Annotated in this window: 28 protein-coding genes and 1 pseudogene; 16 read left to right on the top strand and 13 right to left on the bottom strand. The window is 62.5% G+C overall.

Features of this window, described 5'->3' with window-relative positions; all coding sequences use genetic code 11:
- The 7 genes from GCT19_RS21975 to GCT19_RS21945 form a co-directional block, all read right to left on the bottom strand.
- Nucleotides 1-329, bottom strand: a 329-nt coding sequence (locus GCT19_RS21975) for an enoyl-CoA hydratase-related protein (protein ID WP_193727436.1), incomplete at its 3' end; no start/stop codon positions are given.
- A 4-nt stretch (nt 330-333) separates the two neighbouring features.
- A complete protein-coding gene (locus GCT19_RS21970; protein WP_152853132.1) occupies nt 334-1,464 on the bottom strand; it encodes an acyl-CoA dehydrogenase family protein in 1,131 nt (376 codons plus the stop codon).
- A gap of 11 nt (nt 1,465-1,475) precedes the next feature.
- Nucleotides 1,476-2,681 carry an acyl-CoA dehydrogenase family protein gene (locus GCT19_RS21965; protein ID WP_152853131.1) on the bottom strand — a complete coding sequence of 402 codons (1,206 nt, stop codon included), beginning with the start codon at nt 2,679-2,681 and terminating at the stop codon, nt 1,476-1,478.
- 13 nt (nt 2,682-2,694) lie between these two features.
- The gene (locus GCT19_RS21960; protein ID WP_152853130.1) at nt 2,695-3,876 is read right to left on the bottom strand and encodes an acetyl-CoA C-acyltransferase; all 1,182 of its coding nucleotides are present in this window, start codon (nt 3,874-3,876) and stop codon (nt 2,695-2,697) included.
- A gap of 45 nt (nt 3,877-3,921) precedes the next feature.
- Nucleotides 3,922-6,039 carry a 3-hydroxyacyl-CoA dehydrogenase NAD-binding domain-containing protein gene (locus GCT19_RS21955; RefSeq protein ID WP_152853129.1) on the bottom strand — a complete coding sequence of 706 codons (2,118 nt, stop codon included), beginning with the start codon at nt 6,037-6,039 and terminating at the stop codon, nt 3,922-3,924.
- A gap of 114 nt (nt 6,040-6,153) precedes the next feature.
- Nucleotides 6,154-7,065, bottom strand: coding sequence for a LysR family transcriptional regulator (locus GCT19_RS21950; protein ID WP_152853128.1), 912 nt, complete (start codon nt 7,063-7,065; stop codon nt 6,154-6,156).
- A gap of 4 nt (nt 7,066-7,069) precedes the next feature.
- A complete protein-coding gene (locus GCT19_RS21945; protein ID WP_152853127.1) occupies nt 7,070-7,744 on the bottom strand; it encodes a LysR family transcriptional regulator in 675 nt (224 codons plus the stop codon).
- 113 nt (nt 7,745-7,857) lie between these two features.
- Between GCT19_RS21945 and GCT19_RS21940 the strand changes: the two are divergent.
- Nucleotides 7,858-8,205: pseudogene (locus tag GCT19_RS21940) on the top strand (MFS transporter); the annotation flags it as partial.
- 25 nt (nt 8,206-8,230) lie between these two features.
- Entirely contained in the window at nt 8,231-8,380 is a 150-nt protein-coding gene (locus tag GCT19_RS42845; RefSeq protein WP_193727435.1) for a hypothetical protein, read from the top strand.
- A gap of 9 nt (nt 8,381-8,389) precedes the next feature.
- On the opposite strand, the gene GCT19_RS21935 is transcribed toward GCT19_RS42845, so the two are convergent.
- The gene (locus GCT19_RS21935; protein ID WP_152853126.1) at nt 8,390-9,016 is read right to left on the bottom strand and encodes a DJ-1/PfpI family protein; all 627 of its coding nucleotides are present in this window, start codon (nt 9,014-9,016) and stop codon (nt 8,390-8,392) included.
- An 82-nt stretch (nt 9,017-9,098) separates the two neighbouring features.
- Here GCT19_RS21935 and GCT19_RS21930 point away from each other — a divergent pair, with 82 nt between their 5' ends.
- Complete coding sequence (locus GCT19_RS21930) at nt 9,099-10,430, top strand: aminotransferase-like domain-containing protein (protein WP_152853125.1); 1,332 nt, start codon at nt 9,099-9,101, stop codon at nt 10,428-10,430.
- Between the two features lie 26 nt (nt 10,431-10,456).
- On the opposite strand, the gene GCT19_RS21925 is transcribed toward GCT19_RS21930, so the two are convergent.
- A complete protein-coding gene (locus GCT19_RS21925) occupies nt 10,457-11,404 on the bottom strand; it encodes a GlxA family transcriptional regulator (protein WP_321576853.1) in 948 nt (315 codons plus the stop codon).
- A 209-nt stretch (nt 11,405-11,613) separates the two neighbouring features.
- Here GCT19_RS21925 and GCT19_RS21920 point away from each other — a divergent pair, with 209 nt between their 5' ends.
- Complete coding sequence (locus tag GCT19_RS21920) at nt 11,614-12,897, top strand: epoxide hydrolase family protein (protein WP_152853124.1); 1,284 nt, start codon at nt 11,614-11,616, stop codon at nt 12,895-12,897.
- A 40-nt stretch (nt 12,898-12,937) separates the two neighbouring features.
- Nucleotides 12,938-13,981: an alpha/beta fold hydrolase gene (locus GCT19_RS21915; RefSeq protein WP_152853123.1), complete on the top strand. Its 1,044-nt coding sequence runs from the start codon at nt 12,938-12,940 to the stop codon at nt 13,979-13,981.
- A 196-nt stretch (nt 13,982-14,177) separates the two neighbouring features.
- On the opposite strand, the gene GCT19_RS21910 is transcribed toward GCT19_RS21915, so the two are convergent.
- Genes GCT19_RS21910 through GCT19_RS21895 form a run of 4 tightly spaced genes read right to left on the bottom strand, consistent with a single transcriptional unit; the run spans nt 14,178 to nt 16,630 of the window.
- Nucleotides 14,178-15,152 (bottom strand): alpha/beta fold hydrolase, encoded by a 975-nt coding sequence (locus GCT19_RS21910; RefSeq protein WP_152853122.1) that lies wholly within the window; start codon nt 15,150-15,152, stop codon nt 14,178-14,180.
- A 59-nt stretch (nt 15,153-15,211) separates the two neighbouring features.
- A complete protein-coding gene (locus GCT19_RS21905) occupies nt 15,212-15,550 on the bottom strand; it encodes a hypothetical protein (RefSeq protein WP_152853121.1) in 339 nt (112 codons plus the stop codon).
- Nucleotides 15,551-15,593: 43 nt separating this feature from the next.
- Complete coding sequence (locus GCT19_RS21900) at nt 15,594-16,079, bottom strand: hypothetical protein (RefSeq protein WP_152853120.1); 486 nt, start codon at nt 16,077-16,079, stop codon at nt 15,594-15,596.
- Nucleotides 16,080-16,093: 14 nt separating this feature from the next.
- On the bottom strand, nt 16,094-16,630 hold the full coding sequence (locus GCT19_RS21895) for a tautomerase family protein (RefSeq protein ID WP_152853119.1): 537 nt from the start codon (nt 16,628-16,630) through the stop codon (nt 16,094-16,096).
- Nucleotides 16,631-16,736: 106 nt separating this feature from the next.
- Between GCT19_RS21895 and GCT19_RS21890 the strand changes: the two genes are divergently transcribed.
- The 11 genes from GCT19_RS21890 (at nt 16,737) to phnP (ending at nt 26,074) form a co-directional block, all read left to right on the top strand.
- The gene (locus GCT19_RS21890) at nt 16,737-17,771 is read left to right on the top strand and encodes a GlxA family transcriptional regulator (protein WP_152853118.1); all 1,035 of its coding nucleotides are present in this window, start codon (nt 16,737-16,739) and stop codon (nt 17,769-17,771) included.
- A 278-nt stretch (nt 17,772-18,049) separates the two neighbouring features.
- The gene (gene phnF / locus GCT19_RS21885) at nt 18,050-18,781 is read left to right on the top strand and encodes a phosphonate metabolism transcriptional regulator PhnF (RefSeq protein ID WP_152853117.1); all 732 of its coding nucleotides are present in this window, start codon (nt 18,050-18,052) and stop codon (nt 18,779-18,781) included.
- A 117-nt stretch (nt 18,782-18,898) separates the two neighbouring features.
- Nucleotides 18,899-19,375 carry a phosphonate C-P lyase system protein PhnG gene (gene phnG / locus GCT19_RS21880; RefSeq protein WP_152853116.1) on the top strand — a complete coding sequence of 159 codons (477 nt, stop codon included), beginning with the start codon at nt 18,899-18,901 and terminating at the stop codon, nt 19,373-19,375.
- A 13-nt stretch (nt 19,376-19,388) separates the two neighbouring features.
- Nucleotides 19,389-19,943, top strand: a complete 555-nt coding sequence (phnH, locus tag GCT19_RS21875; protein WP_321576854.1) for a phosphonate C-P lyase system protein PhnH — start codon at nt 19,389-19,391, stop codon at nt 19,941-19,943.
- Nucleotides 19,943-21,073, top strand: a complete 1,131-nt coding sequence (locus GCT19_RS21870; RefSeq protein WP_152853115.1) for a carbon-phosphorus lyase complex subunit PhnI — start codon at nt 19,943-19,945, stop codon at nt 21,071-21,073. Before phnH ends, GCT19_RS21870 begins: the two co-directional genes overlap by 1 nt.
- Entirely contained in the window at nt 21,070-21,990 is a 921-nt protein-coding gene (locus GCT19_RS21865) for an alpha-D-ribose 1-methylphosphonate 5-phosphate C-P-lyase PhnJ (protein WP_018432752.1), read from the top strand. Before GCT19_RS21870 ends, GCT19_RS21865 begins: the two co-directional genes overlap by 4 nt.
- The gene (locus GCT19_RS21860; protein WP_018432751.1) at nt 21,987-22,817 is read left to right on the top strand and encodes an ATP-binding cassette domain-containing protein; all 831 of its coding nucleotides are present in this window, start codon (nt 21,987-21,989) and stop codon (nt 22,815-22,817) included. Before GCT19_RS21865 ends, GCT19_RS21860 begins: the two co-directional genes overlap by 4 nt.
- A 9-nt stretch (nt 22,818-22,826) precedes the next feature.
- Nucleotides 22,827-23,549, top strand: coding sequence for a phosphonate C-P lyase system protein PhnL (gene phnL / locus GCT19_RS21855; protein WP_152853114.1), 723 nt, complete (start codon nt 22,827-22,829; stop codon nt 23,547-23,549).
- Nucleotides 23,546-24,700, top strand: coding sequence for an alpha-D-ribose 1-methylphosphonate 5-triphosphate diphosphatase (locus tag GCT19_RS21850; RefSeq protein ID WP_152853113.1), 1,155 nt, complete (start codon nt 23,546-23,548; stop codon nt 24,698-24,700). Before phnL ends, GCT19_RS21850 begins: the two co-directional genes overlap by 4 nt.
- Before the next feature lie 10 nt (nt 24,701-24,710).
- Nucleotides 24,711-25,268 (top strand): phosphonate metabolism protein/1,5-bisphosphokinase (PRPP-forming) PhnN, encoded by a 558-nt coding sequence (gene phnN / locus GCT19_RS21845; protein WP_152853112.1) that lies wholly within the window; start codon nt 24,711-24,713, stop codon nt 25,266-25,268.
- Nucleotides 25,265-26,074, top strand: a complete 810-nt coding sequence (gene phnP / locus GCT19_RS21840; RefSeq protein WP_429327457.1) for a phosphonate metabolism protein PhnP — start codon at nt 25,265-25,267, stop codon at nt 26,072-26,074. Before phnN ends, phnP begins: the two co-directional genes overlap by 4 nt.
- Nucleotides 26,075-26,144 lie beyond the last annotated feature (70 nt).

The raw sequence follows: 26,144 nt of genomic DNA, 5'->3' as shown, positions 1-26,144 counted from the left end.
GCCGCCGCCCCCTCCACCGCCGCGATCACCGGCTTGCTGCAATCGCGGATGGCGCGAATCATGTGGTGCAGCACTTCGATGCCTGCGCGCCTGTCGGACGGCGTCATCGCGCGACGTTGCGCGAGCCGGTTCAGATCGCCGCCTGCGCAGAAGGCACTGCCAACACCGCTAAGCACGATCGCGCCGATATCGGCGTCACGCTGCGCTTCTGCGAGCGCCACCGGCAGCCCCTCGTACATTTCCGTCGTCAGCGCGTTGCGCGCGGCCGGGTTGTTCAGTGACAGCACCAGCACCGCGCCTTCGCGGCGCGAAAGAATCGATTCGTTCATGAAGTCAGCTCCTGTTCAAGGCGATATAGCGTTCGAGATGGTGATCTTCGTCACCGAACTGATGGTCGATCATCACGAGACGCTTGGCGTAGTGCGCGAGCGGCAATTCCCATGTCATGCCGATGCCGCCATGCATCTGGATGCACTCTTCGGCGACGAGCGCGCCGATGCGCCCGATCGTGTGTTTCGCCGCCGACAGCGCGCGCTCGCGTTCGAGACGTTGCGCGCCGAGCGCGGCGGCCGCGTTGATGACCGCCGAGCGCGCCTGTTCGATTTCGAGCAGCATGTCGGCCATGCGATGCTGCAGCGCCTGAAAGCTGCCGATCGCCACGCCGAACTGCTTGCGCGTGCGCAGATACTCGAGCGTATGTTCCTTCGCGACATCCATCGCGCCGAGCGCTTCGGCGCACAGCGCCAGCACGCCTGCGCCGATCGCGGCTTCGAGCGTCGCGAAGCCCGCATCGCGTTCGCCGAGCAATGCGTGATCCGAAATGCAGACTTCGCTCAGACGCAGTTCAGCGGCCCGTCCGCCGTCGATCTTCGGATAGCCGCGCAACTCGACACCGGCCGTGTCACGCTCGATCAGGAAAAGCGAAATGCCGGCTTCGGCGTCGGGCGCGCCGCTCGTGCGCGCCGAGACGAGGAAGAAGTCGGTCTGTTCGCCCTGCTGCACGACGGCCTTCGCACCGGTCAGCACCCAGCCGTTCGAACTGCGCACGGCGCGCGTCGTCACGTTCGCCAGTTCGTAATGCGATGCGGGTTCGTCATGCGCGAGCGCGGCGACTGCACGTCCTTCGACCAGGCTCGCGACCAGCGCCTTCTGCGCACTGTTGCCGGCTTGCGCAAGCGCATGTCCGACCACGAGCGCACCGAGGAAAGGTTCGACGACGAGACCGCGCCCCAGGCTCTCGAACACGACCGCGATATCGAAACCGTCGCCGCCGAAGCCTCCATCGGCTTCGTTGAATAGCGCGCCGACGATGCCTAGTTCGGCAAAGCGCTGCCACATCTCGAGGCTGAAACCGGTGTCGCTGCGCGCGAGCGAATCGCGCGTCGGGAAGCCGTATTGTTCGGCGACAAAACGGTTCAGCGTGTCCGCCAGCATGCGGCGGTCTTCGGTGTGCTGGAAATTCATCGTGTCTCGCCTCACAGTCCGAGAATCATCTTCGAGATGATGTTCTTCTGGATTTCATTGGAGCCGCCGAAGATCGACAGCTTGCGGTTGTTGAAGTACTGCGTCGCGGCGCTCGCGGCTTCTTCAGGGCCGACGTGCGATTCGCCGTAGCCGTCGACGAGCGCATCGATGAACGGCTGCGCGTACGGGCCCATCGCGCGGCGCATCAGCGAGGAGATCTCCTGCCGGATCTCGGTGCCGCGAATCTTGAGCATCGAACTTTCCGCGCCGGGCACGCCGCCGCCCGCGACTGCCGCGATCACGCGCAGGTTGGTCGTCTTCATGTTGTTCAGATCGATTTCGACACGAGCGAGGCGCGCGGCGAACAGCGGATCATCAGCGAGCGGGCGGCCGTTTCTCGTGAGCTTCGCCGCGACGTGGCGCAGGCGCGCTAGCGCCGCCATCGAAAATCCCAGGCCCGCGATATTGGTGCGCTCGTAGGTCAGCAGATACTTCGCGTAGGTCCAGCCCTTGTTTTCCTCACCGACGAGATTGGCGACCGGCACGCGTACGTCCGTGAAGAACACTTCGTTGATTTCATGCTCGCCGTCGAGCGTGATGATCGGCCTCACTTCGACGCCCGGCGCGTTCATATCGACGAGCAGAAAGCTGATGCCTTCCTGCTTGCGCACGTCATTGGCGGTGCGCACGAGGCAGAAGATCATGTTCGCGTGCTGCCCGAGCGTGGTCCATGTCTTCTGGCCATTGACGATGTAATGCGCGCCCTGAGCGTCGACGCTTGGGACAGCCGTCGTCTTCACCGACGCGAGATCGGAACCCGAGCCCGGCTCTGAATAACCCTGGCACCACCAGTCCGAGCCATCGAGAATGCGCGGCAGCCAGTAGCGCTTCTGCGCCTCGCTGCCGTACTTGATCAGCACCGGTCCGAGCATGTTCACGCCGAACGGCACGATGCGCGGCGCGCCGGCCAACGCGCATTCGTTTTCGAAGATGAACTTCTGCGCGGTGTTCCAGCCTGGGCCGCCGTATTCCTTCGGCCAGTGATTGGCCAGCCAGCCTTGCGCATTCAGAATAGCGTGCCATTCAGCCATGTCGCGGCGCGTGAGGCGCAGACCGTTGCGAACCTTGGTGGATAGCCGCGCGGGCAGCTTCTCGTCGAGAAAACGCACGACGCTCGCGCGAAACGCTTCGTCCTCGGGTGTGAAATTCAGATTCATGACTGCGCTACTCTCAGTAGATTTCGAAGAGCCCGGCGGCGCCCATGCCCCCGGCCATGCACATCGTGACGACGGCATACTTCACGCCGCGCCGCCGCCCCTCGATGAGGACGTGCCCGACGAGACGCGAGCCCGTCATCCCGAACGGATGCCCGATGGAAATCGCGCCGCCGTTCACGTTCAGACGTTCAGATGGAATCTCGAGCCGCTTCTGGCAGTACACCGCCTGCGACGCGAACGCTTCGTTGAGCTCCCACAGGCCGATGTCGTCGACCGTCAGGCCATGACGCGCGAGCAGCTTCGGCACCGCGAGCACCGGACCGATGCCCATTTCGTCGGGCTCGCAGCCCGCGAGCGCAAGACCGCGAAACGCGCCGAGCGGTGCGAGGTTCGCGCGCCCGGCGGCCTTCGCTTCCATCAGCACGCAGGCGGATGCGCCATCGGCGTTCTGCGATGCGTTGCCCGCGGTGATGAACTGGTCCGGGCCCTTGACCGGCGCGAGCTTCGCGAGCGCTTCGTAGGTCGTGCCGGGGCGATTGCAGTTGTCGGCGGACACCGTCACTTCGCGGTAGCTGACAGCGTGCGTTTCCTTGTCCGTCACGGCCATCGTCGTCGTGACGGGAATGATTTCGTCGGCGTAGCGCCCGGCCTTTTGCGCTTCCGCGGTTCGGCGCTGGCTTTCCACCGAGAACTGATCCTGCGCGTCGCGGCTGATCCCGTAGCGCCGCGCGACGATGTCGGCGGTATCGATCATCGCCATGTAGAGCGACGGCTTGTGCTCGACGATCCACGGATCGAGCCCGCTCACGCCATCTTCACGCGTCTGGATGTTGGAAATGCTTTCGACACCGCCCGCGATCATTGCGGGCGCACCATCGACGACGATGCGCCCCGCCGCCATCGCGATCGCCTGCAGGCCGGACGCGCAGAAGCGGTTGACGGTCGTGCCTGCGATCGACAGCGGCAACCCCGCGCGAATCACGCTCTGGCGCGCGACGTTGCGGCCGGTCGTGCCTTCGGGATAACCGCAGCCGAGAATCGCGTCTTCGATGGTTTCCGGATCGACGCCGGAGCGCTCGACCGCGGCGCGCACCGCGAACGACGCGAGCGTCGGGCCGGGCGTGATATTGAATTCGCCGCGATGTGCCTTGGTGAGCGGCGTGCGAGCGGTGGAAACGATCACAGCTTCGCGCATGGTCTACCTCCTGTGTGTCGGGTACGAGCTTGGTTCAAGCGGGGTTCAAGCGGATTGATTGAGGCTCGCGAGCGTGTCGCCGCGTTCGACCAGATCGACGATCAGCGGCGACGGCTTCCAGAAAACCGGATCTTCTTCCGCGAACTCGCGGATGTCGGCGAGCACGTTGGCAAGGCCGACGCTATCGGCATATTTCATCGGCCCGCCGCGATGACGCGGGAAGCCATAGCCGTGAAGAAACGTGACGTCCACGTCGAGCGGCCGCAACGCGATGCCCTCATGCACGACGTTCGCGCCTTCGTTGATCATTGCCGCCATGTAGCGCCGCATGATCTCGTCATCGGTGAAGGTGCGCGGCGTGATGTTGGCGCGCTCGCGTTCGGCGTCGATGATCGCTTCGACGTCGGGATCGGGTTGACCGGTGCGCGCGCCGTCGGCATACAGGTAATAGCCGCGCCCGGTCTTCTGCCCGAACCAGCCGCGCTCGCAGATACGGTCGGCGATCTGCACGTAGCGCAACTTCGGATCGCGCGTGGCGGCGCGGCGCTTGCGCGTGGCCCAGCCGATGTCGCCGCCCGCGAGGTCCGACACCTGGAACGGTCCCATCGGAAAACCGAATTCGCGCACCGCGCGGTCGATCTGATACGGCGACGCGCCGTCTTCCATCATGTGATCCGCGGCCGCGCGATAGATCGCCAGCACGCGATTGCCGATGAAGCCATCGCATACGCCTGCGCGCACCGGCACCTTGCGCAGCTTCTTCGCAAGATCGAACGCCGTGGCGACGACATCGGCGCCCACCTGCGCAGGCACGACGACTTCCAGCAGTTTCATCAGGTTCGCCGGAGAGAAGAAGTGCAGGCCGATCACGTCGGCGGGCCGCGAAATGCTCGCGGCGATCGCATCGATGTCGAGATACGACGTGTTGGTCGCGAGCACGGCGCCCGGCTTGCAGACGCGATCGAGTTCGGCGAACACGGCCTGCTTCACGGCCATGTCTTCGAACACCGCTTCGATGACGAGATCGACGGTGCCCAAGGCATCGTAGGAAGTGCTTCCGTCGAAGCGCGTCAGCAGCGCGGCTTTGGCCTGCGATGTCATGCGGCCTTTCGCGATCAGCGCTTTGTACACCTTCTCGACGTTCGCGCGGCCATATGCCAACGATGCATCGTCGCGTTCGATCATCGTCACCGACAGGCCCGCGTCGAGCAGCGCCACCGCGATGCCCGCGCCCATCGTGCCGCCGCCGATCACGCCGACGCTCGCGATCGCGCGCGGCTTCGCCTTGCGGGTTTCCGGCGCCTTCTGTGCGGCGCGCTCGGCGAAGAACGCATGAACCAACCCCGCCCGCTGCGGACTATCGAGGCATTGCAGAAACAGTTGACGTTCGTGGCGCAGGCCATCGTCGAAGGACATTTCGAGCGCGGCTTGCACTGCATCGACGATCTTCAGTGGGGAGAAAAGATGCCGCGACCGGTTCGATACTTCGACGCGTGCGGCTTCGATCGCCGCGCGGCTGGCCGCACGATCCGTGAGTCCTCGTGCATCGCAGGTACGGCGCACCGGGGCCCGTGCCGTCACTAATGAACGCGCATACGCGAGACCTTCGGCCAACACGTCAGCGCTTGCGCCGATACGATCGATCAGGCCGAAGGCGTGCGCTTCGTTCGCGCCGACGTGACGGCCGCTCAACATCAGATCGAGCGCAGCCTTGGCACCGAGCAGACGCGGCACGCGCTGCGTGCCGCCTGCGCCTGGCAACAGGCCCAGCGTTACTTCGGGCAAGCCGAGCTTCGCATCGGACAACGCGATTCGATAGTGCGCCGCCAGCGCGACTTCGAGGCCGCCGCCGAGCGCGGCGCCGTCGATCGCGGCGACGACGAGCTTCGAACTGGCTTCGATCCGGTTGCACACCTCCGGCAGCGACGGTGGCACGGGCGGCTTGCCGAATTCGCGGATATCCGCGCCGCCGATGAAGTTGTGGCCCGCACCGATCAGCAGAATGGCCTTGACGTCAGGATTGTCCTGCGCGGCTTCGATGGCGGCGCGCAGTTCATAGCGCACCTTTGCGCCGAGCGCGTTGACCGGCGGATGGTCGACGCTGACGACGAGAATGCCGTCGCGCAGTTCGTGCCTCACGGCAGCCGTAGAAGCTTCTGGCATCGCCCTTGTCTCCATGTCTTGGGTGTAGGGCGATTGTGGAAGGCAGCTATCGCATTGACAATCCAACTGGCAATTGACGAACTGTTAACTGAAACTTGACGCAGCGGGCCCGCTTCAATCCCAGGTTTGCGCGAGCGCCACGACTTCAGCGCGCAGATAATCGATCAACGCCTGCGTTGCCGCCGACGGATAGCGATTGGGTAGCGTCACGATATAGAGCGTGTTTTGCGGCCCCGCGACGCGATACTGCGGCAGGATGCGCGTGAGTCCGCGGCTCTCGGGCGCGTATTCGATGTACGCCGGCAGCAGCCCGATACCAAGGCCTTGAGCCACCGCTTCCGTCAGAAACGGGTAGTCGGACGATTGCAGCGCGGGCTGAATCGTGATGTCGTGCCAATCGGTTTCGTTCTGCCGGTGCGTGAGCGTCATCGTCACGCGCCGGTCTGGATGCGGCGACGCGACGAACGTCTGCTGCTGCAGATCAGTGGGAGATTCGATCGGACCATGCGCCTGCATATACTCCGCCGAAGCGTACAGATGCCAGTCGATCGGACAGATGTTGCGCGCCACGCAATCGAGCGGCGGCGTCCGCGTGATTCTCAGCGCGACATCGACTTCGGCGGCGATCAGGTCTTCGACGCGATTGTTGAACGTGACATCGAGTCTGATGCCAGGATGCGCGCATGCAAACTCGAGCAGCTTCGAGCCGATGAACATACGGCCGAAACCGGTCGGCACGCTGATGCGCACGCGGCCGCTCAGCGTTTGCCCGAGACTGTCGATCGAAGCGCGCGCCGTACACAGGTCTTCCATCATGCGCTTGCCGCAGTCGTACAGCATGTGCCCCGCTTGCGTGAGCTCGAAGCTGCGCGTCGAGCGGCGCAGCAATTGCGCGCCCGTTTCGCGTTCCAGCAGCTTGAGTCGCTGGCTGATGTTCGCTCGCGTCATGCCTAGCTTGCGCGCGGCGCCGCTCAAACTGCGAGCCTCGACGATCTCGACGAACAGGCCGATGAGGTTCAGGTCCATGATGCTAGCGATCGGTCAGTTGCATGACTAGCGCCTTGGTGGCCGCTGTCAGGATTTCGCCGCGCGTGGTGCCGACACAGATTTGCCAATGCACCCAGGATTCGTCCAGCGGCACCGCCATCACCTTATCCAGATCCTCGTTGGACAGCATGCTTTCCGGCTGAATCGTCACGCCAAGTTCCGCCTTGACCAGGGCGCGGGCAGCTTCCATCGTGCTGACGCTGTACTTGATGCGCAAGTCCCGACCGAGCGCCGTCGCCGCGTTTCGCAATTGCTCGATGTCGGCCAGCGGAAAATCCCGCATGAATCCGCCGATTTCCCGTGCAAGAAAATGGACAATGATGGTGCTGGTGGAGCTCACGCGGATATGGCCACGCGCGCCCTCGGTAAATTCGCTGACTTCGCGGCGCATCACATCGCGATTCGCAAACCGCAGGCGCACGTGCCGCGCCAGCACTTCGCCCGCAGCGCTCGGGACCATGCCGCCCGGCAAACGGCCGAACAGAGGAAGACCGGCTACGTCCTCCAGATCCAGAATCCGCCTCGTCGCCGCAGACGGCGTGACGTTCTCCCGCAACGCAGCGCGACGGACCTGCTGCTCCTCGACCACGGTCAGAAACAAACTCAGCGTGAACAGGTCGATCCGTCTCGTCAGGGAATGGATATTAAATCCGCTCATCGCGCCTCCTCGTCCCGTCGTCTCGATCGCATGAATCCGCCGGTGTCAGAGGCGGATCGATCTGACGTTGACTAAAGATCAACGTCGGATTCAGAAATGCGCAAATCGCCGTTTTGAAAGCCGCCTCCTACTATAGCGAATCATCGTCATCGAGCTTCGGTTCAATCGGGCCGCTCCCTTATGTCGTGGCCGCGACCTTCTTCATGGAGTATCTTGACGCCACGGTGATCGCGACCGCGCTGCCGCAGATGGCTCGCTCGTTCGGGGCGGATCTCAATACGCTCAGTCTTGGTATGAGCGCCTATATGATCGCGCTCGCGATCTTCATTCCGGCGAGTGGCTGGGTCGCCGATCGGTTCGGGTCTCGCACGGTTTGCGTTTCCGCGATCGTGACATTTACCAGCGCGCTGATGGTACCGGTCGGACGCCTGGTCGTCGTGCGCACTACCGGCGCTTCGCGCGGCCTCTGCGATCAACGGCAATGGCGTGTCGAGCGCGCATGCGTTCACGCTTCAGGACTTCCGCTTTGCGTTTCTGTGCGCGGGTGCGCTGGTCATCGTATCGATCTATGGCTACGCGAGGCTCGCACGGGACGCGGGCCACGAAGCGAGTGGCGTATCGATCAGCAAACCCTGATCAGCACGGTCAAGATTGGCGCTGTCGGTCAGCGGCGTTTGAAAGAAACGGTGCGATGTTCGTCATCGCACGCTCGACGTAGACTTCCTTCTCGCCCACGGGCGCCACATAGTGAATCGCGCTGCGTGCAGCCTCGACGCCCTCGAGGCGCGCGATCACCCACGCCGCGAGGTATTGCGACGACAGGCATCCTCCCGCAGTTGCGATGTTCCGGTTCGCTGCGAACGGACGGTCGAGCACCGCGACACCGGCCTCCTCGACCCACGGTTTCGTGGTTGAGTCCGTACAGGCGGGAACGCCATCAAGCAGCCCAAGCTTCGCGAGTATCAGCGTGCCTGAGCATTGCGCGCCCAGCAGTTGGTGTTGCGGGTCGAACTTAAGCCGCGACATCAGCGCCGTGTCCGCGACCACGTCCCGCGTCCGGACCCCGCTGCCCACCAGCACGGCCTGTGCGCCTTTGGCCTCCTCCAGCGATGCTTGCGCCTCGACAACCACACCGTTCATCGATCGCACGTGCGACGAGGGGCTCGCTATCGACACGCGCCAACCGGGCTTCTTGACCCGGTTCAGGATGTTCAGCGCTATCAGCGAGTCGAGTTCGTTGAACCCATCGAATGTGAGAATGGCGATATGCATGGCTTGCCCGCTGTGTAGAGATGTACTTTCATCCTAGGACCGGGTATCAATACAATCAAATTATTGTCATGGATACATTGCCATGCCCGAGCTGCGCTACAAACATCTGGTCGACCGTTTCGCCGACGATATCCGCGCGGGCCGTTTGCGGCCGGGAACGCGTTTGCCGACGCACCGCGAACTGGCTGCCCGCGAAGGCCTCGCGCTGGTGACGGCCACACGCGTCTACGCCGAGCTTCAGTCGATGGGCCTCGTGAGTGGCGAAACCGGGCGCGGTACGTTCGTCAAAGAACCGCTGCCGCGTGGCGAGGGTATCGACTTGCACGCGTGGGACGCAGACACGGTCGATCTGAGCTTCAACTATCCGTCGAGTGCCGATCAGGTCGCTTTGTTCAGGACGGCCCTGCGCGAGCTCGCGGGCGCTGGCGATCTGGCGGCGCTGCTGCGCTACCAGCCCCACGGCGGGCGGGAGCACGAACGCGCGACCGTCGCGCGCCATCTGGCTGGCGTGGGCCTGAGCGCGGCGCCCGAAACCGTTTTGCTCGTGAGCGGCGCACAGCACGGACTGGCGACGACGACGCTGGCGCTGTTCGAACCAGGCGATGTAGTGGCCGTGGACGCGCTGACCTATCCCGGATTCAAGCTTGCCGCCGAGATCAACCGGCTGGAACTCGTCGCGGTCCCAGCGGCGGGAAACGGTCCGGACCTCGACGCGCTGGCGGCATTATGCAAGCGGCGGCGCGTACGGGCCGTCTACACGATGCCGACGCTGCACAACCCGCTCGGCTGGGTAATCAGCGCGACGCGCCGGCGTGAACTGGTCGCGATTGTGCGGCGGCATGGGTTGATGATCATCGAGGATGCCGCTTATGCATTCCTCGTCGAAAACGCACCGCCGCCGCTGGCGTCGCTCGCGCCGGAGCTAACAGTCTACGTGTCGAGCCTGTCGAAGAGCGTCGCGACCGGGCTTCGCGTCGGCTTCATTCATGCGCCGGCAAGCTTCATTCCGACGCTCGAACGAACCATCCGGGCAACCACCTGGAACACGCCGGCAACCCTCACAGCGATCGCATGCGGCTGGATCGAAGATGGCACGGTCGACCTGTTCGCAGCCGATAAACGCCGCGACGCAGCGGTGCGCCAGGCAATCGCCGGTCGTTTGCTGGGCGGCGTGAAGCGAATCGGCCACCCGGTCTCGTACTTTCTGTGGCTTCCGCTCGCCCAGGAAGTGCGCGCAGACGCGATCGCCATGGCCTTGAGGCGGGAGAAGATCGCGGTTTCGACCGCGCGGCCGTTCGCCGCGTCCGCGCACGTGCCGCACGCGATCCGGCTTGCACTTGGCTCGGTCGGCCTGACGACGCTCGAACAGTCGCTGCAAACGGTTGCACGCGTCATTGCCGACCAGACCTACTGAGCGAAGACGGTGCGACGCCGAGTCCGTCACCCCAGCGCGGCAGAGCGCGCATTGCGACGTATTGCCTGTGGCGGTTGCCCGAACGCGCGAGTGAACGCATCGCGCATGCGGCGCGGGTCGGCAAATCCGGTCTGCTGCGCGATCTGTTCGACCGTATGGCGGCTGCGTTCCAGCATGAGCCGCGCTGCTTCGAGACGCAGTCTCTCGACGGCCTTGGCAGGCGATTGCCCCGTCTCCGCCCGGAACGCGCGGCTGAACTGTCGCGGGCTGAGCCGTGCCACTTCAGCCAGTTGTTCCACCAGCAGCGGCTGCGCGAGATTCTTCCGCGCGTACGTCAGCGCGGACTGAATGCGATCGGACTTCGCATCCAGTTCCAGCAGCGCCGAATGCTGGGATTGACCACCGGCGCGACGATGAGAAACCACGAGCGTCTGCGCGACCGATCTCGCAATGTCCACGCCCAGATCGGCCTCGACCAGCGCCAGCGCGAGATCGATTCCCGCCGTCATGCCCGCCGACGTCCAGACCGAGCCGTCGACCGCGTAGATCCGGTCTTCCTCCACGCGGATGCGAGGGAAATGGGTGCGCAATGCGGATGCATAGACCCAGTGCGTGGTGGCTCGCTTGCCGTCGAGCAGCCCCGCTTCCGCCAGCACGAAGGCACCCGTGCAAATAGCGGCGACGCGCCGCGCCGTGATCGCGCTGTGGCGTGCGTAGGCGAGCAGCCCTAGGGATGGCCGCGCCGCGCCGGGATCGCCGCCCGTGAACAGGACTGTGTCGAACGTTCGCTTTCCGAAGGGTTCGGTCATCACCGTGGGGCCACCGATCGGTCGGACTGGTTCGCCATGTTCCGACAGCGTGACGATTTCGTAGAACGATTCACCAAATTTTTGATTCGCAAACGAAAACACCGGCTGTGCCGCCAGCGACATGGCGTGAAACCCATCGAACACGACGAACGCGACTGACGGCACGGCAATTCCTTGGAATGGCGTCCTGAAACCGTAGTTTCTACGTCCTTTGCGATATCGGCGGCCGCTCATATAAATGCGCTATGGATGCGCGGATTTGATTGAACCCACACCGAGCGGGACTCAACGATCCTTTCGCACCAGCGGTGGACCGACTCTTTCCCTTTCCATTCTAGTCACCGTTTCCTTATCGCAGGTCAGGAGAACTCTTCATGAAAGGCCTCAAATCGCTACTTGTCACCGCGCTGATCGCGGCGCCCGTCATCGCCAACACGCCGGCGACGGCGCTTGCGGCGGACGCGTCCACTACGTCGGCTGCGTCGGCGGACGACACGGCAATCCGCCCGTTCACCGCGCACTTTTCCGACTCGCAACTAGCCGACCTGAAAAAGCGCATCGCGCAAACGCGCTGGCCTGACCCGGAGACGGTGACGGACCGGTCGCAGGGTGCGCAGCTCGCGAAGCTGCAGGCGCTGGTGCAGTACTGGGGCACTGACTACGACTGGCGCAACGCTGAGGCGAAACTCAACGCGCTACCGCAGTACGTCACCACGATCGACGGCGTCGATATTCATTTCATCTGGGTGCGCTCGAAAAATCCCGCTGCGTTGCCGCTGATCATGACGCATGGCTGGCCCGGCTCGGTCTTCGAAGAGCTGAAGGTGATCGGACCGTTGACTGACCCGGTAGCGTACGGAGGTCGCGCGGAGGATTCGTTCGATGTGGTTCTGCCGTCGATGCCCGGATATGGCTTTTCTGGCAAGCCGTCGACGGCCAACTGGACGCCTGACCACATCGCACGAGCATGGGAAGAACTGATGCGACGCTTGGGCTATCAGCACTACGTGGCACAGGGCGGAGACTGGGGCTCGGTGATCGCGGACAAGATGGCCGCGCAACAACCGCCGGGCTTGCTCGGCATTCACGTCAACATGCCGGCGACGGTGCCGCCCCAAATCGCCAAACGGCTGAAGGCAGGTGACCCGCCGCCCCGCGGACTGTCCGATAAGGAGAAAGCCGCTTACCAGTCGCTGAACAATCTGTACACGCGCGGCGGCGGCTATGCGGCGATGATGGTCACCCGTCCGCAGACGATCGGCTATGCACTCGCGGATTCCCCGGTCGGGCAGGCCGCGTGGATGTACGACAAATTCGCGGACTGGACCTACAGCGGCGGCGATCCTGAGCGGTCGTTGACCAAAGACGAGATGCTCGACGACATCACGTTGTATTGGCTGACCAATACCTCTACGTCGGCGGCGCAGCTGTACTGGACCAACAATGCGAACAACTTCAATAGCGTGAACATCGCGATCCCAGCCGCGGTGACGGTGTTTCCCGGCGAGATTTATCAGGCGCCCCGCAGTTGGACAGAGCGCAGCTATCACAAGCTCATCTACTTCAACGAAGTGAACAAGGGCGGCCACTTCGCCGCATGGGAACAGCCGCAACTTTTCTCGGAAGAACTTCGCGCTGCCTTCAGATCGCTGCGTTGAACGGTGTCTGGCACAGCGTTACGTTTGAAGGAGTTTCGTGATGTCGGATGAAATCAACAGGCGTCGTCGACGCCTTCTCGGCAGCGCGGCCATTGGTGTCGGCGCGCTCAACCTCGGTTTGCATGGCTGGGCGGATGCACAGTCTTTTTCAGGAGCCACGAAGGGTGACGGTGCGCCGCGACGCGCATCGTTTCCGATGATCAGGCAGATCGACGCCGGCGTTCTGAACGTCGGATACGCCGAAGTCGGACCCGCCGACGGTCCCGTGGTGATACTGCTTCATGGCTGGCCATACGACATCCACAGTTTCGCCGACGCTTCGCTGCGGATCGCGTCGGCGGGCTACCGGGTGATCGTTCCACACCTGCGCGGTTTTGGCACGACACGTTTTCTTTCGCCTGCGACGATCCGCAATGGTCAGCAATCGGTGCTCGCTGTCGACGTCATTGCGCTGATGGACGCGTTAAAGATCCAGCGGGCGATTCTCGGCGGCTTCGACTGGGGAGCGCGCACGGCAAATATCGTCGCCGCGCTGTGGCCTCAACGGTGCAAGGCGCTGGTGTCGGTGAGCGGGTATCTGATCGGCAGCCAGGGCGTCGGCGCCAAGCCGTTGCCGCCGAAGGCGGAACTCGCGTGGTGGTATCAGTTCTACTTCGCCACCGAGCGCGGCAGGCAGGGCTATGAAGCAAACCGGAACGACTTTGCAAAGCTGATCTGGCAACTCGCATCACCGAAATGGACCTTCGACGATGCGACGTTCGAGCGATCGGCGAGCGCGTTCGAGAACCCGGACCACGTCGCTATCGTGATCGACAATTACCGCTGGCGTTTGGGGCTGTCGAACGGAGAGCCGCAATACGACAAGCTGGAAAAGCGTCTGGCGGCAGCGCCTGTCATCGCCGTGCCGACGATCGCGCTGGAAGGCGACGCGAACGGCGCCCCGCATCCGGAGCCCGCGTCGTATGCGAGGAAATTCGTCGGGAGATACACGCTACGTACTATCGCAGGCGGTATCGGCCACAATTTGCCGCAAGAGGCACCGCAGGCGTTTGCGGATGCGGTCATCGAAGTGGCGCGATACTAGCTTCGACGCCAATGTGCATGTTCGTCCACCGCAGTATGCGCAGCGCGAACATGCACCAGTTCGAACTCGTTTCGCCAGGGACTTGTCCGCACCCGGCGGCACCGGGGCCACCATGAACGAACAGGCCTGATTCACGGCAAATAATGGACCGCAGTGTCGGAGATCGGACCATCTGCGCCTCGCCGACGCACCCGCTCTAGTCACTGACAGGATGGCTCCCCGCGCTAAACGCGGTGTGAACTTCATGCACCGTCTGTTCAGGCGCTTGCAGATGCGGATAGTGGCCGAGCTTCGGGAGAATTGAAAGCTCCACGCCGGTACGGTTCGCGTACTCAACGCCCATTTCCTTCTTGATGTAGATATCCTGTTCGCCCCACACCACCTTTACGGGGACCTTCAGCTTTGCCATATTGGCTTCGAAGTAGTCCTGGTCGCGGGTGAAGGAGGAGTAGTAATGGAAGAAGGCGTCTGCCGACGTGACATCGCCGGCCCAACCTTTCGCGATATCGTCCCTGAACGCCTGGGGCAACGCGTAGCGCTCCTGCGCCGACATGCCGCGGAAGAAAGTGTTTGCCAGGATATCGTCGCGGTTCTTGTTCATCGCGGCCCGCACGACTTCGGACGAAGGCTTTGACTTCAGGCCCTGCAGGCTTTCGTACATGTACTGCGGGCGGTTGAATGGAGCAAAGTCGCCAACGATGATCTTTCTGGCGATATCCGGTTGCTCCAATGCTGCCAGCAGCGCAGGCAACGCCCCGATATCGGTCGCATAAATCACCAGCTTCGAACTGTCGATGCCAGACGTGCGGACATAGTCTGCCAGCACACGCGCATAATCCTTCGGCGCATAGGAGAAGCGATCGGCGCCTGGACGCGAAGACTGTCCATAGCCCGGCCAGTCGAACGCGTGCACCTCGTAATCGCTGGACAGGGATTCGGCAATCGGCTTCCACGCATACATGGTCTCCGGGAAGCCATGCAGGAACAGTACCGTACCCTTTGGATGCGCGGGCCGGTAGACCATATAACGCAGCTTGATGTCAGGATTGACCTGCACCTCGCCGACTTCAAGCTTCGGCGCCGACGACGATGAGGTCGGCACAATCTTGCATGAGGAAACGCCCGCAGCTAATGCGGGGAAGACTGTCGCGTTCATTACAGGTTTGAACATGATCGTGGCTCTCGTTTAGTGCGAAATTGCACCTGCTAACCAGTGTGCTTCAGCGCGTTCTATTGAGGGGAAATCGGATTCAAAAGCTTACCCAACGGCTTCAGTGGGCCGATTGGGAGCAGCGAGAATGTCATCAAGTGCGCTTTCCCCAATGGAAGTGCCTCGAGCATCTCATGCGCTTGACCTACGTCGGTAACGTTCAGGATGAAGGCCACCCCGGCCCGATCTTGCAGTGAATACCACTGATCAACCTTGCCATCGAGGTAGAGTTGCGCCGTCTCGCGGACTTCGCCCGGAAGAATGTGTTGGACAAGCTTCATGTCCGTGCCCGGTGGAAAGGTACCAATCGCCAATATCTTCGTGGTTGGCGTGCTTGGCATCGGAGTGGTGTGCGCCATGGAAACTCCTGCAGAAGCGACCAGCACAGAGGCTGTCGTCAAATCAAGAAGAAGCCGTTTCATCATGCGGCCTTGAACATCCGCTGCGAGTGCAGTCCTCAGATACGGTATTCAAAGCCGTTGCTTCCGGTCCTGTCAGATAGCGATCGCGGAAGCGCTCGTCGACCCGCTCCCACATCAGTTTCGAAAACAGCAGCATCGCATTGAGCGGACGATGATTGATGACCACGGACTCCGTCTCGCCCTGTTCGTTCATGTGTGCGACGACCACCGTCTCGATAGGCACGCCCTGGATCTGCGAGCGATAGGACTCGATATACAAACCATTACCAATCGCGGCCTTATAGCTGTGATGCTGGAATTCGTACAGCGAAACCGCGTGTTTGATCACGGAGAGAATGTCGGCTCGTCCTTCGATCGGACGCTTCAGAACGGTGGCCTCAAGGGTCGCGCTTTCAGTGAGGTTCGTCAGCCAGAGCGGCGGACCGCCAGCGGGTTCCATCACGGGGGCTGTGTCGTTGAATTTCATGCTGGGCGCTCCAGTTATGGTTTGCTCGCGATGCCTGCGCTGGCGGCATCGAGCGCTGCTTCGAGCGTGATGCGCGCCTTTTCGAGGCGGCGTCGTGCAAGCCGTCTAACGCCTGCGCCGCGCTCGGACTCGCCCGCCAGCAGCGCATGAATATCGGGCAGCATCCAGATCGCGCCGCGCGTCCCCCAGGCGCCATCCGGTATCTCGGTCGGAAAGACCCAGACGCGCGGCGCGACATCATCGAACGGCCGGTTCTCCGCGCGCGCCACCGCTTCCGTGACCTCTCTGACGAGCGAGCGACGCGATTCGTCGGTGTATTGCCCCTCGGGTACTGACGGGATGACGCGATAGCGGACCGTGTCCGTGCGTTCGCCGCCGACATAGATCGCAGCAGGCCGATGAAGATGGAACACCGTGGCACGCTGTGCGATCTGACTGGCGGGATCGTACCCTTCCGCCTTGATGAGGATGTCGCTCAGTTCCTTGACGAGACGGGCTTCGGCCTCAGGCGTCAAGGCGTCCTCGGGCCACAGTGCGTCGATCATCGGCATGGTGTTTCTCCTGCGTTCAGTTAATTGGATGTGGCCATGATCGGGGTTTACTCGTGTGGCTAGAAGTGGCACGATCGCCATTATTCGAGGAATTTCAGACACACTTATGGCTATCGTCCGCATCTGGGTCTATGACGGAATCCTCGCGTCCGGCGTCGCGGGCCCTGTCGACGTCTTCAGCGCGGCCAATCAGTTTTATGCGCGCAGGGCTGCAACGGGCACGACGTCCGCACCCATGTTCGTGTGGCGCGTGGAATCGCTCGACGGGTGTCCCGTTACGGCTGCATCGGGTCAGACCATTCAGGTCGACGGAAAGATCGACCCACGCAAACGCGCGGACGCCGTTCTGCTGACAGCCCCGTTTTTCTCGAACATCGACGAGTTCATCGGGCGCCGCCAACAGTTGAACGAGCTGTCTTCCGCGCTGCGGCGCCAACGCAAGGCAGGCGCCGTGCTGGCGGCTTATTGCACGGCCAATTACCTGCTCGCCGAGGCCGGCCTGCTGGATGGCCGCGCCGCGACGACGCACTGGGCGAGAGCTGCAGACTTCGGGCGCCGCTATCCGCGTGTCGAAGTTCGCGCACACGAACTGCTGATTGCCCAAGACGGCATCATTTCGGGCGGGTCCGTGACGTCGTATCTGAATCTCGCGGTGCGGCTCGTCGAAACATTCGCCAGCGAAGAACTCGCTACGTTGACCGCGAAGGCGCTGTTGATCGACATGAACCGGACGTCGCAGGCTTCCTTTGCAACGCTTCTCGACGAACATGGGCATACCGATACACTCGTCGCGCGCGCTCAGCAGCAGATGGAAGCTACGTTGCAGCAGGGATTCCGGTTGAGCGATCTGGCAGCATCGCTTGCTGTCAGCGAACGCACGCTCAACCGCCGTTTTAAGGAAGCTGTCGGGCTAGCACCGTTAGCGTATCTGCAAAATCTGCGCATCGAGGTCGCGAAACGCTTGCTGGAAACGCGGCCGATCGCGCTCGAGGCGGTGAGTCAACGTGTCGGTTATGGCGATATCAGCACATTTCGACAATTGTTCAAGCGCAAGACCGGATTGTCCCCGAGTGAATATCGAAGCCGGTCTTCGCGTGGCGTGAAGAATTTCGAAGCCGAGCCAAGCCGCAAAGGCGGCTGAGGCTCCCGCTTGCGCAGCTGGCAAGAGACGGTCGCCCGGAGAACAGCTTACAGTCGGGCACCGCAGGCGTTTGCGGACGCGATAATCGAAGTGGCGCGCGAACATGCATACGATCGAACTCTCTTCGCAAAAGACTTGTCCGCGCCGGGCGACGCCGCGCCACAGATGACGCTGAATTTGAGCCGTCAGTCGATCTCCGACAACCTGCCCTCCCTGATCACATATCTGTCACAGACTGTTTGTAGTATTCGGTTGTCCACTTATCTAGATAACCGCATATGAGCTTGTACGCTGTCAGTCGAGAGCAAGGCGAATCCTTGTATGCCCAGATCGCACGGCAACTGGAACAGGAAATCGCCAACGTCTATGCACCTGGCGACTACCTGCCATCCGAGGGCGATCTCGCGTCACGTTTTGGGGTGAACCGACACACGCTCCGTCGTGCCATCGACGAGTTGGTCGAGGCCGGTCTGGTGGAGCGCCGCCACGGCCGCGGCATCCTCGTACTCGATAACCAGATCGACTACCAGATTGGCAAGAGCACGCGCTTTACCGAAAACCTGAACGCTCAAGGTTTGCTGGCCGGAAACCGCATCCTGCGCAAGCAGACCCTGCCTGCCAGTGTGCGTATTGCCGAACGTCTTGCCATATTGGAAGGCGAGCCCGTGCATTGGCTGGAAACGTTACGAAGCGTGGACGACAAGCCAATGTGCCTGATTTCGCATTTTTTGCCAGTACAACCCTTCCCCGATCTGCTGGCGCGCTATCAAGGCGACTCGCTTCACGCTTTGCTGAGCGCAGAGTATGGCTGCCGGCTGCGTCGCGTCGATAGCGCCGTAACGGCAGTGCTCCCCCAGGGAGACGACGCGCGAATCCTTGGCATGCCGCAAAACCGGCCTGTGTTGCGGGTCAAGAGCGTGAACGTGGATGAGCGCGACGACAAGCCGGTCGAGTATGTGATTACCCGGTTCCGCGCAGACCGCGTCCAGTTGCGCATTCCGCTGCTGTAACTGGGTCGGGTCATCCCTGAGTCAAAGGATGCGGCCTTAGGGCCGCATGAATCGGCTAAGAAATCTAACTGCTTCATCAAGTTTCCACAGCTATATGTACATTCAGAAGGACTACTCATGGACGAGATAGCGTCGCGGCCCGCTCGCGGAGAATGGATGCGCTACTGGACGAACGTGCCGGCGCAGCGCATTCGCGAACTCGCGCGTCACCTCGGTGAGCAATTTCAGGTGGAAGACCTGGAAATCCCGCAATCCGGCCTCGCCTTGGTGCCGCTCACCGACGCTGCCATGGGCGAGACTTATTACCTCGGCGAGATTCCGGTCGCAAAGGCGCATGTGCGCCTGACCGACCCAGAAGGCGGCACCGCCGAAGGCGCCGCAATCGTGATGGATGACCGCACGAGCCTGATTCGCGCGCTCGCGATTCTGGATGCGGTAACGGCTGCCGCCTGGCCTGGACATGATGCGGCCGTGAAACTTCTTCGCGAAGGCAGACAGATCGTCGAAGCAACCGCAGCCGATCGCAAGAAGCTACTGGCGGCAACGCGCGTGGACTTCGCTCTGCTCGCCGCGCAGGAGGACGATGATGAATAAGCTGTAGACGCGTATCGCCTCACATCCGTCCGACTGGACACCACTGGTTCAGCAGCGCGCATTTCGCCGCATCCTGGATGCTTTTTCCTATCCCGGCCGAATTAACGAACTCGAGACGCAGGCCACGCATGTGCTGCCTCTCGTGCTTGCGACGCTGGCCGATCCCGCAACTACGCTGGCCGATCCCTGCGAGCTGGTGGCTGCGGCGGACCGTCAGCGCCTCGGCGCGAAGTCCGCCAGCGCGGATCAGGCCCAATTCGTCGTGATGCCGGGCAGTCAACTACCCGCTGTCGAGCCCGCATCCGGCACGCTCGACAGCCCTGAAAGGGGCGCAACACTCGTACTGGTGGTCGATGAGATCAAGCAAGGTGGTGAGCTCGTCCTCAGCGGTCCAGGCATTCAAAGCAGCGTTTCGCTGCAGTTGTCGGGGGTCGACCCGCAGTGGTGGAAGTTGCGCAAGCAATGGAACAGCGGCTTCCCGCTCGGCGTCGATCTGGTATTGCTGGACGAGCGCAGCGTAGTCGCACTGCCCCGCACGATCGAAGTTGCCATCGAAGGAGGCAGGTAATGGGCTATGTGGCTATCAAGGGCGGCGGCCGCGCAATCGAGGGCGCGGAGCGTGTCGTCGACGCGTTGCGTACGGCCGAGGGCGAGCACGGCACGCCGCTGACCCTGCAGACAATCGAACATCAGCTTCGTTCGCTGACCTCGCGAGTGGTTTCGGAAGGCGGGTTGTATCACCCGCGCCTCGCCGCGCTTGCTATCAAGCAGATGCAAGGCGATACGCTGGAAGCAGCGTTCGCACTGCGAGCCTATCGTTCGACCAAGCCTCGACTGCTCGAGGCGCCCGTACAGCACACGGGCGAGATGCGCGTGATCCGCCGCATCTCCAGCGCGTTCAAGGACATTCCTGGCGGTCAGATGCTCGGTCCGACCAACGACTACGCGCTGCGCCTGATGCGCCTCGACCTCGCCGACGAATCACCGGAAGCGTTCCGTTCGGTTGCACGCGCGTTCCTCGACTCGATCGACGAAAGCGACCTGCCCGACACCTTCCCGAAGGTCGTGGATGCGCTGCGCGCCGAAGGGCTGCTCCCGGCGTTGCAGCCGTCGCGCAGCGAGCCATTCGATGTCACGCGCGATCCGCTGATCTTCCCGGTGCCGCGTTCCGCCGCCCTCGCGACGATGGCACGCGCCGAAACCGGCTCGCTGCTCGCGATCGCTTACTCGAACATGCGCGGCTATGGCGATGTCCACCCGACTGTGGCCGAACTGCGTGTCGGCTATGTGCCGGTTCTGCTTCCCCATCCGGTCACGGGCGAACCGGTCGAGGCCGGCGAGGTGCTGATGACCGAGTGCGAGATGGTGGCGATGTACGAAGACGACGACAGCGGCGGCCCACCCGTCTTCACGCTCGGCTATGGCGCGTGTTTCGGCCACAACGAAGTCAAGGCGATCTCGATGGCCGTGCTTGACCGCTCGCTGCAGAACGGCATGCGAAACGGTCCGACCAATCCGTCGGAGGACCCGGAGTTCGTGTTGCTGCATATCGATGGCGTGGATTCGATGGGATTCGCGAGCCACTACAAGATGCCGCATTACGTCACGTTCCAGTCGGACATGGACCGGCTGCGCACGACCCAGCAAAAGGCTGCGGACAAGCAGACCGAACAGAATGCACAAGGAGTCGAGCTATGAACGACCTCTACGAACTGCCGCTGGACGAAGCGGGTTACAACTTTGGCTTTCTCGATGAGTACGCGAAGCGCGAGATCCGCCGCGCGGTGATCAAAGCGATTTGCGTCCCCGGCTACCAGACGCCGTATGCCTCTCGTGAAATGCCGATGGGCCGTGGATTCGGTACGGGCGGTCTGCAGCTCACCTTGTCCCTCGTCGGTCCGGACGACACCCTCAAGGTGATCGACCAAGGTTCAGACGACTCGGTCAACGCGGTCAATCTGCGTCACTTCGTCGAACTCACCTGCGAGGGTGTTCAGACTACCGAGCACACCAGTGAAGCCACGCTGATCCAGTCGCGCCACCGGATTCCCGAAGTCGCGTTGACCGAAGAGCAGATTCTCGTCCTGCAGGTGCCGTACCCCGATCCGCTGGTCGTCGTGGAACCGTCAGAGGCGCGCCGCAAGACCATGCATGGCGAAGGTGACTACTCGCGTCTGCTGACCAAGCTGTACGAAGACATCGTGCAGTTCGATGAAATCACTATCTCGCACCGCTATCCGACGCGGATCAACGGTCATTACGTGATCGACCCGAGTCCGATTCCACGCTACGACGTGCCGCAGCTGCATATGTCCGCCGCGCTCGTGCTGCTCGGTGCGGGACGCGAAAAGAAGATTTATGCGGTGCCGCCCTATACGCGCGCAGACCCGCTCGCATTCGACGACGTGCCGTTCCGCACGGAAGACTTCCACGACGAGCACGGCAAACGCCGCGCCTGCGTGCGCTGCGGCTCGATCGACAGTTTTCTCGACGAGATCATCGGCGAGGACGGCGACAAGTCGTACCAGTGCTCGGATTCGGACTACTGCAACGACTACCGCAACGGCCACACTCATCAGAAGGCCAATGCAACGAACGAAGGAGCAGTCCAGTGAGCCCCATTCTTCAAGTGCGCGGCTTGACCAAGATTCACGGCGCAGGCTGCGAGCGCTGCATCGAAAGCACCGGACCGGAACAGGACACCAACATCTGCCCGCATTGCGGTTCGGTGGTGGCTGCCCACGACGTCAGCTTCGAGCTGCGACCCGGCGAGATTCTCGGGATCATGGGTGAGTCGGGGTCGGGCAAGTCGACCGTCGTCAAAACGCTGTACTTCGATGAAAAGCCGACCGCGGGCACCGCGCGCTTCTTCGATGGAGACGATGACTGGGACCTGTTCGCAGCGAATGCCGCCGCACAGCGCTGGCTGCGCAATCATCGCTTCGGCATGGTGTACCAGAACCCGCACCTCGGCTTGAACTTCAACGTGTCGGCAGGCGGCAATATCGCCGAGCGCCTGTTGATGAACGACGTGACGCTGTTCGGCGAGATCCGGGAACGCGCACGCGACCTGCTCTCGCGCACCGAGGTACTGCCCGAACGTATGGACGAGTCGCCGAAGAAGTTCTCGGGCGGCATGCAACAGCGTGTGCAGATCGCCAAGGCACTCGCAACCCGTCCGCCGCTGCTGTTCCTCGATGAAGTGACGACCGGTCTAGACCTCTCGGTGCAGGCGCGCATCCTCGATCTGATCCTCGAGATCCAGCAGGAACTCGGCACGGCGATGATCGCCGTCACGCACGATCTCGGCGTGATCCGCCTACTAGCGGGCCGCACGATCGTGATGAAGTACGGCCGCATCATCGAGTCGGGCCTGACCGACCAGATTCTCGAAGACCCGCAGCATGCGTACACGCAGCGGCTTGTGGCCTCCGCGCTCTGAGGTAAACCAATGTCCGCGATCCTGACCGTTAAAAATCTGAGCAAGCACTTTGCGCTGCACGATCAGCGCAAGACCATCCCGTCCTGCGCAAACGTCTCGTTTGCCGTCGAGCCGGGCCGCCTGTCCGCGCTGATCGGCCCGACCGGTGCCGGCAAATCGTCGGTGCTCAAATGCATCTACCGTACTTACCTGGCGAGCGCCGGAAGCCTGCTGTTCCGTACTGAAGCCGGTGAGACAGTCGATCTCGCGCAGGCGTCCGAGCACGAAGTGCTCGCGCTGCGCAAGCACGAGATTGGTTTCGTCACGCAGTTCCTGCACTGCCTGCCGCGCAAGGCCGCCGTCGATGTCGTGGCCGAGCCGCCGCTCGTACGCGGCGCCGCGCGTGCCGAAGCGCGCGACAACGCGCGTGCAATGCTCGATGCGCTGAACGTGCCCGAGCGTCTTTGGGAAGTGCCCCCTGCGACCTTTTCGGGTGGTGAAAAGCAGCGCGTCAACCTGGCGCGGGGCCTCGTCGCTCGTCCGCGCCTGTTACTGCTCGACGAACCGACCGCGAGCCTCGACCCTCGCACCACCGACAAGGTCGTGGAGATCCTGCAAGGAATCAAAGCGGAAGGTGTGGCGATGCTCGCCATCTTCCACCACCCGGACCTGGTAGAGCGCCTTGCCGACCAGGTGATCGAACTGGCACCGCCGGTTGTCCACTCCCCTCTTTCGGAAGCGATCACGCAATGAGCCGCCAACTCCTGACGAACGCAACCGTCGTTCTCGCCGACGAAGTGCGTGAAAAACTCGCCGTGCTGATCGAGGACGGCAAAATCGCGGCACTCGACCCGGAGCACACCGCCGGAGCGACCGTGGTCGACCTGGAAGAACATACGCTGATCCCAGGCATGATCGACCTGCACTGCGACTCGCTTGAAAAAGAGGTCGAGCCGCGTCCGGGCGTGTATTTTCCGATCGACTTCGCCTGCGCGCAGGCAGACAAGCGCAATGCGTCCGCGGGCATCACCACGGTATTTCATGCGCTGTCTTTCGCGAACCGCGAGTTCGGCGTGCGCAACAACGAAACGGCAGCCGAGCTCGGCCGCTCGATCCACGCCTGGCAAGCGCATGCGCTGATCGACAACAGATTTCATGCACGCTTCGAGGTTACCGATGTCACCGCCCCTCCGGTTCTGTCGTCGCTGATGGACGAAGGCGTGATCGACCTGATCTCGTTCATGGACCACAGCCCGGGCCAGGGTCAGTTTCGCGACGTGGAGTCGTTCCGCAAATATCTTGCGAACGCCTACAAGGCCGACGCTGCCACGCTCGACGAGATCATGAGGCAGAAGGCAGAGGCAGCCAAAGGCGCGATCGAACGCATGCAACAGCTGGCTGCGCTGGCACGCGCCAAGGGCGTCGCAATTGCAAGCCACGACGACGATTCGGCCGCCAAGATCGACGTGGTACGCGATCTCGGTGCGACGATCTCGGAGTTCCCGATCAACCTCGAAACGGCCCAGGCCGCGCGCGCTAACGGCATTGCCACGCTGTTCGGTGCACCGAACATCCTGCGCGGCAAATCGCAGTCGGGCAACATGCGTGCGCTCGATGCCGTGCTGGCAGGCGTCGCGGATTGCCTGTGCGGCGATTACTCGCCTGCCTCGTTGTTGCCAGCTACGTTCAAGCTGCCCGAAGTCGCGGATATTTCGCTCGCGCACGCGGTAGCGCTCGTGACCCGCAATCCCGCACGAGCAGCCGGGTTAAGCGACCGCGGCGAGATCGCGGTGGGACAGCGCGCCGATCTGGTCGCAGTCCAGCGGATAGGCGGCCTGCCGCATGCCGACCAGGTGTGGTCTCGCGGCAAGCTCGTGCTCGGCGCGAGCCGCGTGCATCACTGAGGCCGCTTCCATGCCAGGCAATTTGATTTACGTAAGCGGTCCTTCAGGCAGCGGCAAGGACAGCCTGCTGCGCTATGCGCGCGAACAGCTCTCTGGCCACGCGGAGATCTGCTTTGCTCATCGCTACATCACGCGGCCGGCAGACGCAGGTGGCGAAAATCACGTCGCCCTGAGTCCGGAAGAATTCGCGGCGCGCAGCAACTCGGATCTGTTCGCACTGAATTGGGCGAGCAACGGGCTGCAATACGGCATCGGGGCCGAGATCGACCACTGGCTGGACAAGGGGATGACCGTCGTGATGAACGGTTCGCGCGAATACCTGCCGCAGGCACGCACGCTCTACCCGTCCCTCGTGCCGGTCGAAATCGCAGTGCCGCAAGCGGTACTGCGTGAACGCCTTCTGGCGCGCGGTCGCGAAACGGTCGAGCAGGTGGAGCAGCGCCTGCAGCGCAATCACTTGCTCGAACAGCGCGCCGGCAAAGTGGAAATCATCCGCAACGACGGCGATCTCGAACAGGCGGGAGAGGCACTGGTTTCGCTGATTCTCCGTTGTGCGGAGCCATCATGATGCGCGTTACCTTCCTCGGCACCGGCGCGGCAGGCGGCGTACCGCTTTACGGCTGCAACTGCCCCGCATGTACACGAGCGCGAGCTTTGCCCGCTTGCGTTCGTCGTCCCTGCAGCGCGCTGATCGAAACGGACACGACCTGCGTTCTGCTCGATGCAGGGCTAGTGGACCTATCCGAGCGTTTTCCGGCTGGAAGTCTCGATGCGATCGTACTCACGCACTTCCATCCTGATCACGTGCAGGGGTTGTTCCATCTGCGCTGGGGCGTCGGGAAATCCATCCCGACCTGGGGCCCGCCAGACAGCAATGGTTGCGCCGATCTGTATCGCAACCCGGGCCTGCTCGCATTCAATCAGGCTGAGAAATTCGGCACGTTCGATGTCGGTGACCTGCGTTTCACGGCGCTGCCGCTGATTCATTCCAAACCAACGTTCGGCTATGCGATCGAGGGGCCGGACGGAGAACGCTTCGCCTATCTGACCGACACGATCGGCTTGCCGCCTTCCACGCTGGAGTGGCTGCAGAGATGGGGGGCGTTTTCTATGGCTCTCGACTGCTCGTTCCCGCCAAGGGCTCAGCCGGCCAACCACAACGACTGGAATACCGCTTGTGCGCTGGTCAAGCAGCTGCGGCCAGTGCGTACATGGATGACTCATGCATCCCATACGTTCGATACGTGGCTACTTCAGCAATCAGAAAACGACATGCCCGAAGGCGTTTTGATTGCTCACGATGGCATGGCTCACATCCTTCCCGCTGATTCGCGGACTGGACCGATGTGCGAGGGGGACCGCATGGCTAAGTAATCGGCGGGATATCACTCGCATGTGTCTTCAACATTTCACTTTACTTAGTATGGCGAATATCGCAACAAAT

The sequence above is a fragment of the Paraburkholderia atlantica genome, assembly GCF_009362785.1.
Taxonomy (GTDB): Bacteria; Pseudomonadota; Gammaproteobacteria; order Burkholderiales; family Burkholderiaceae; genus Paraburkholderia; species Paraburkholderia atlantica.
This window is presented reverse-complemented; position numbering and strand designations above follow the sequence as displayed.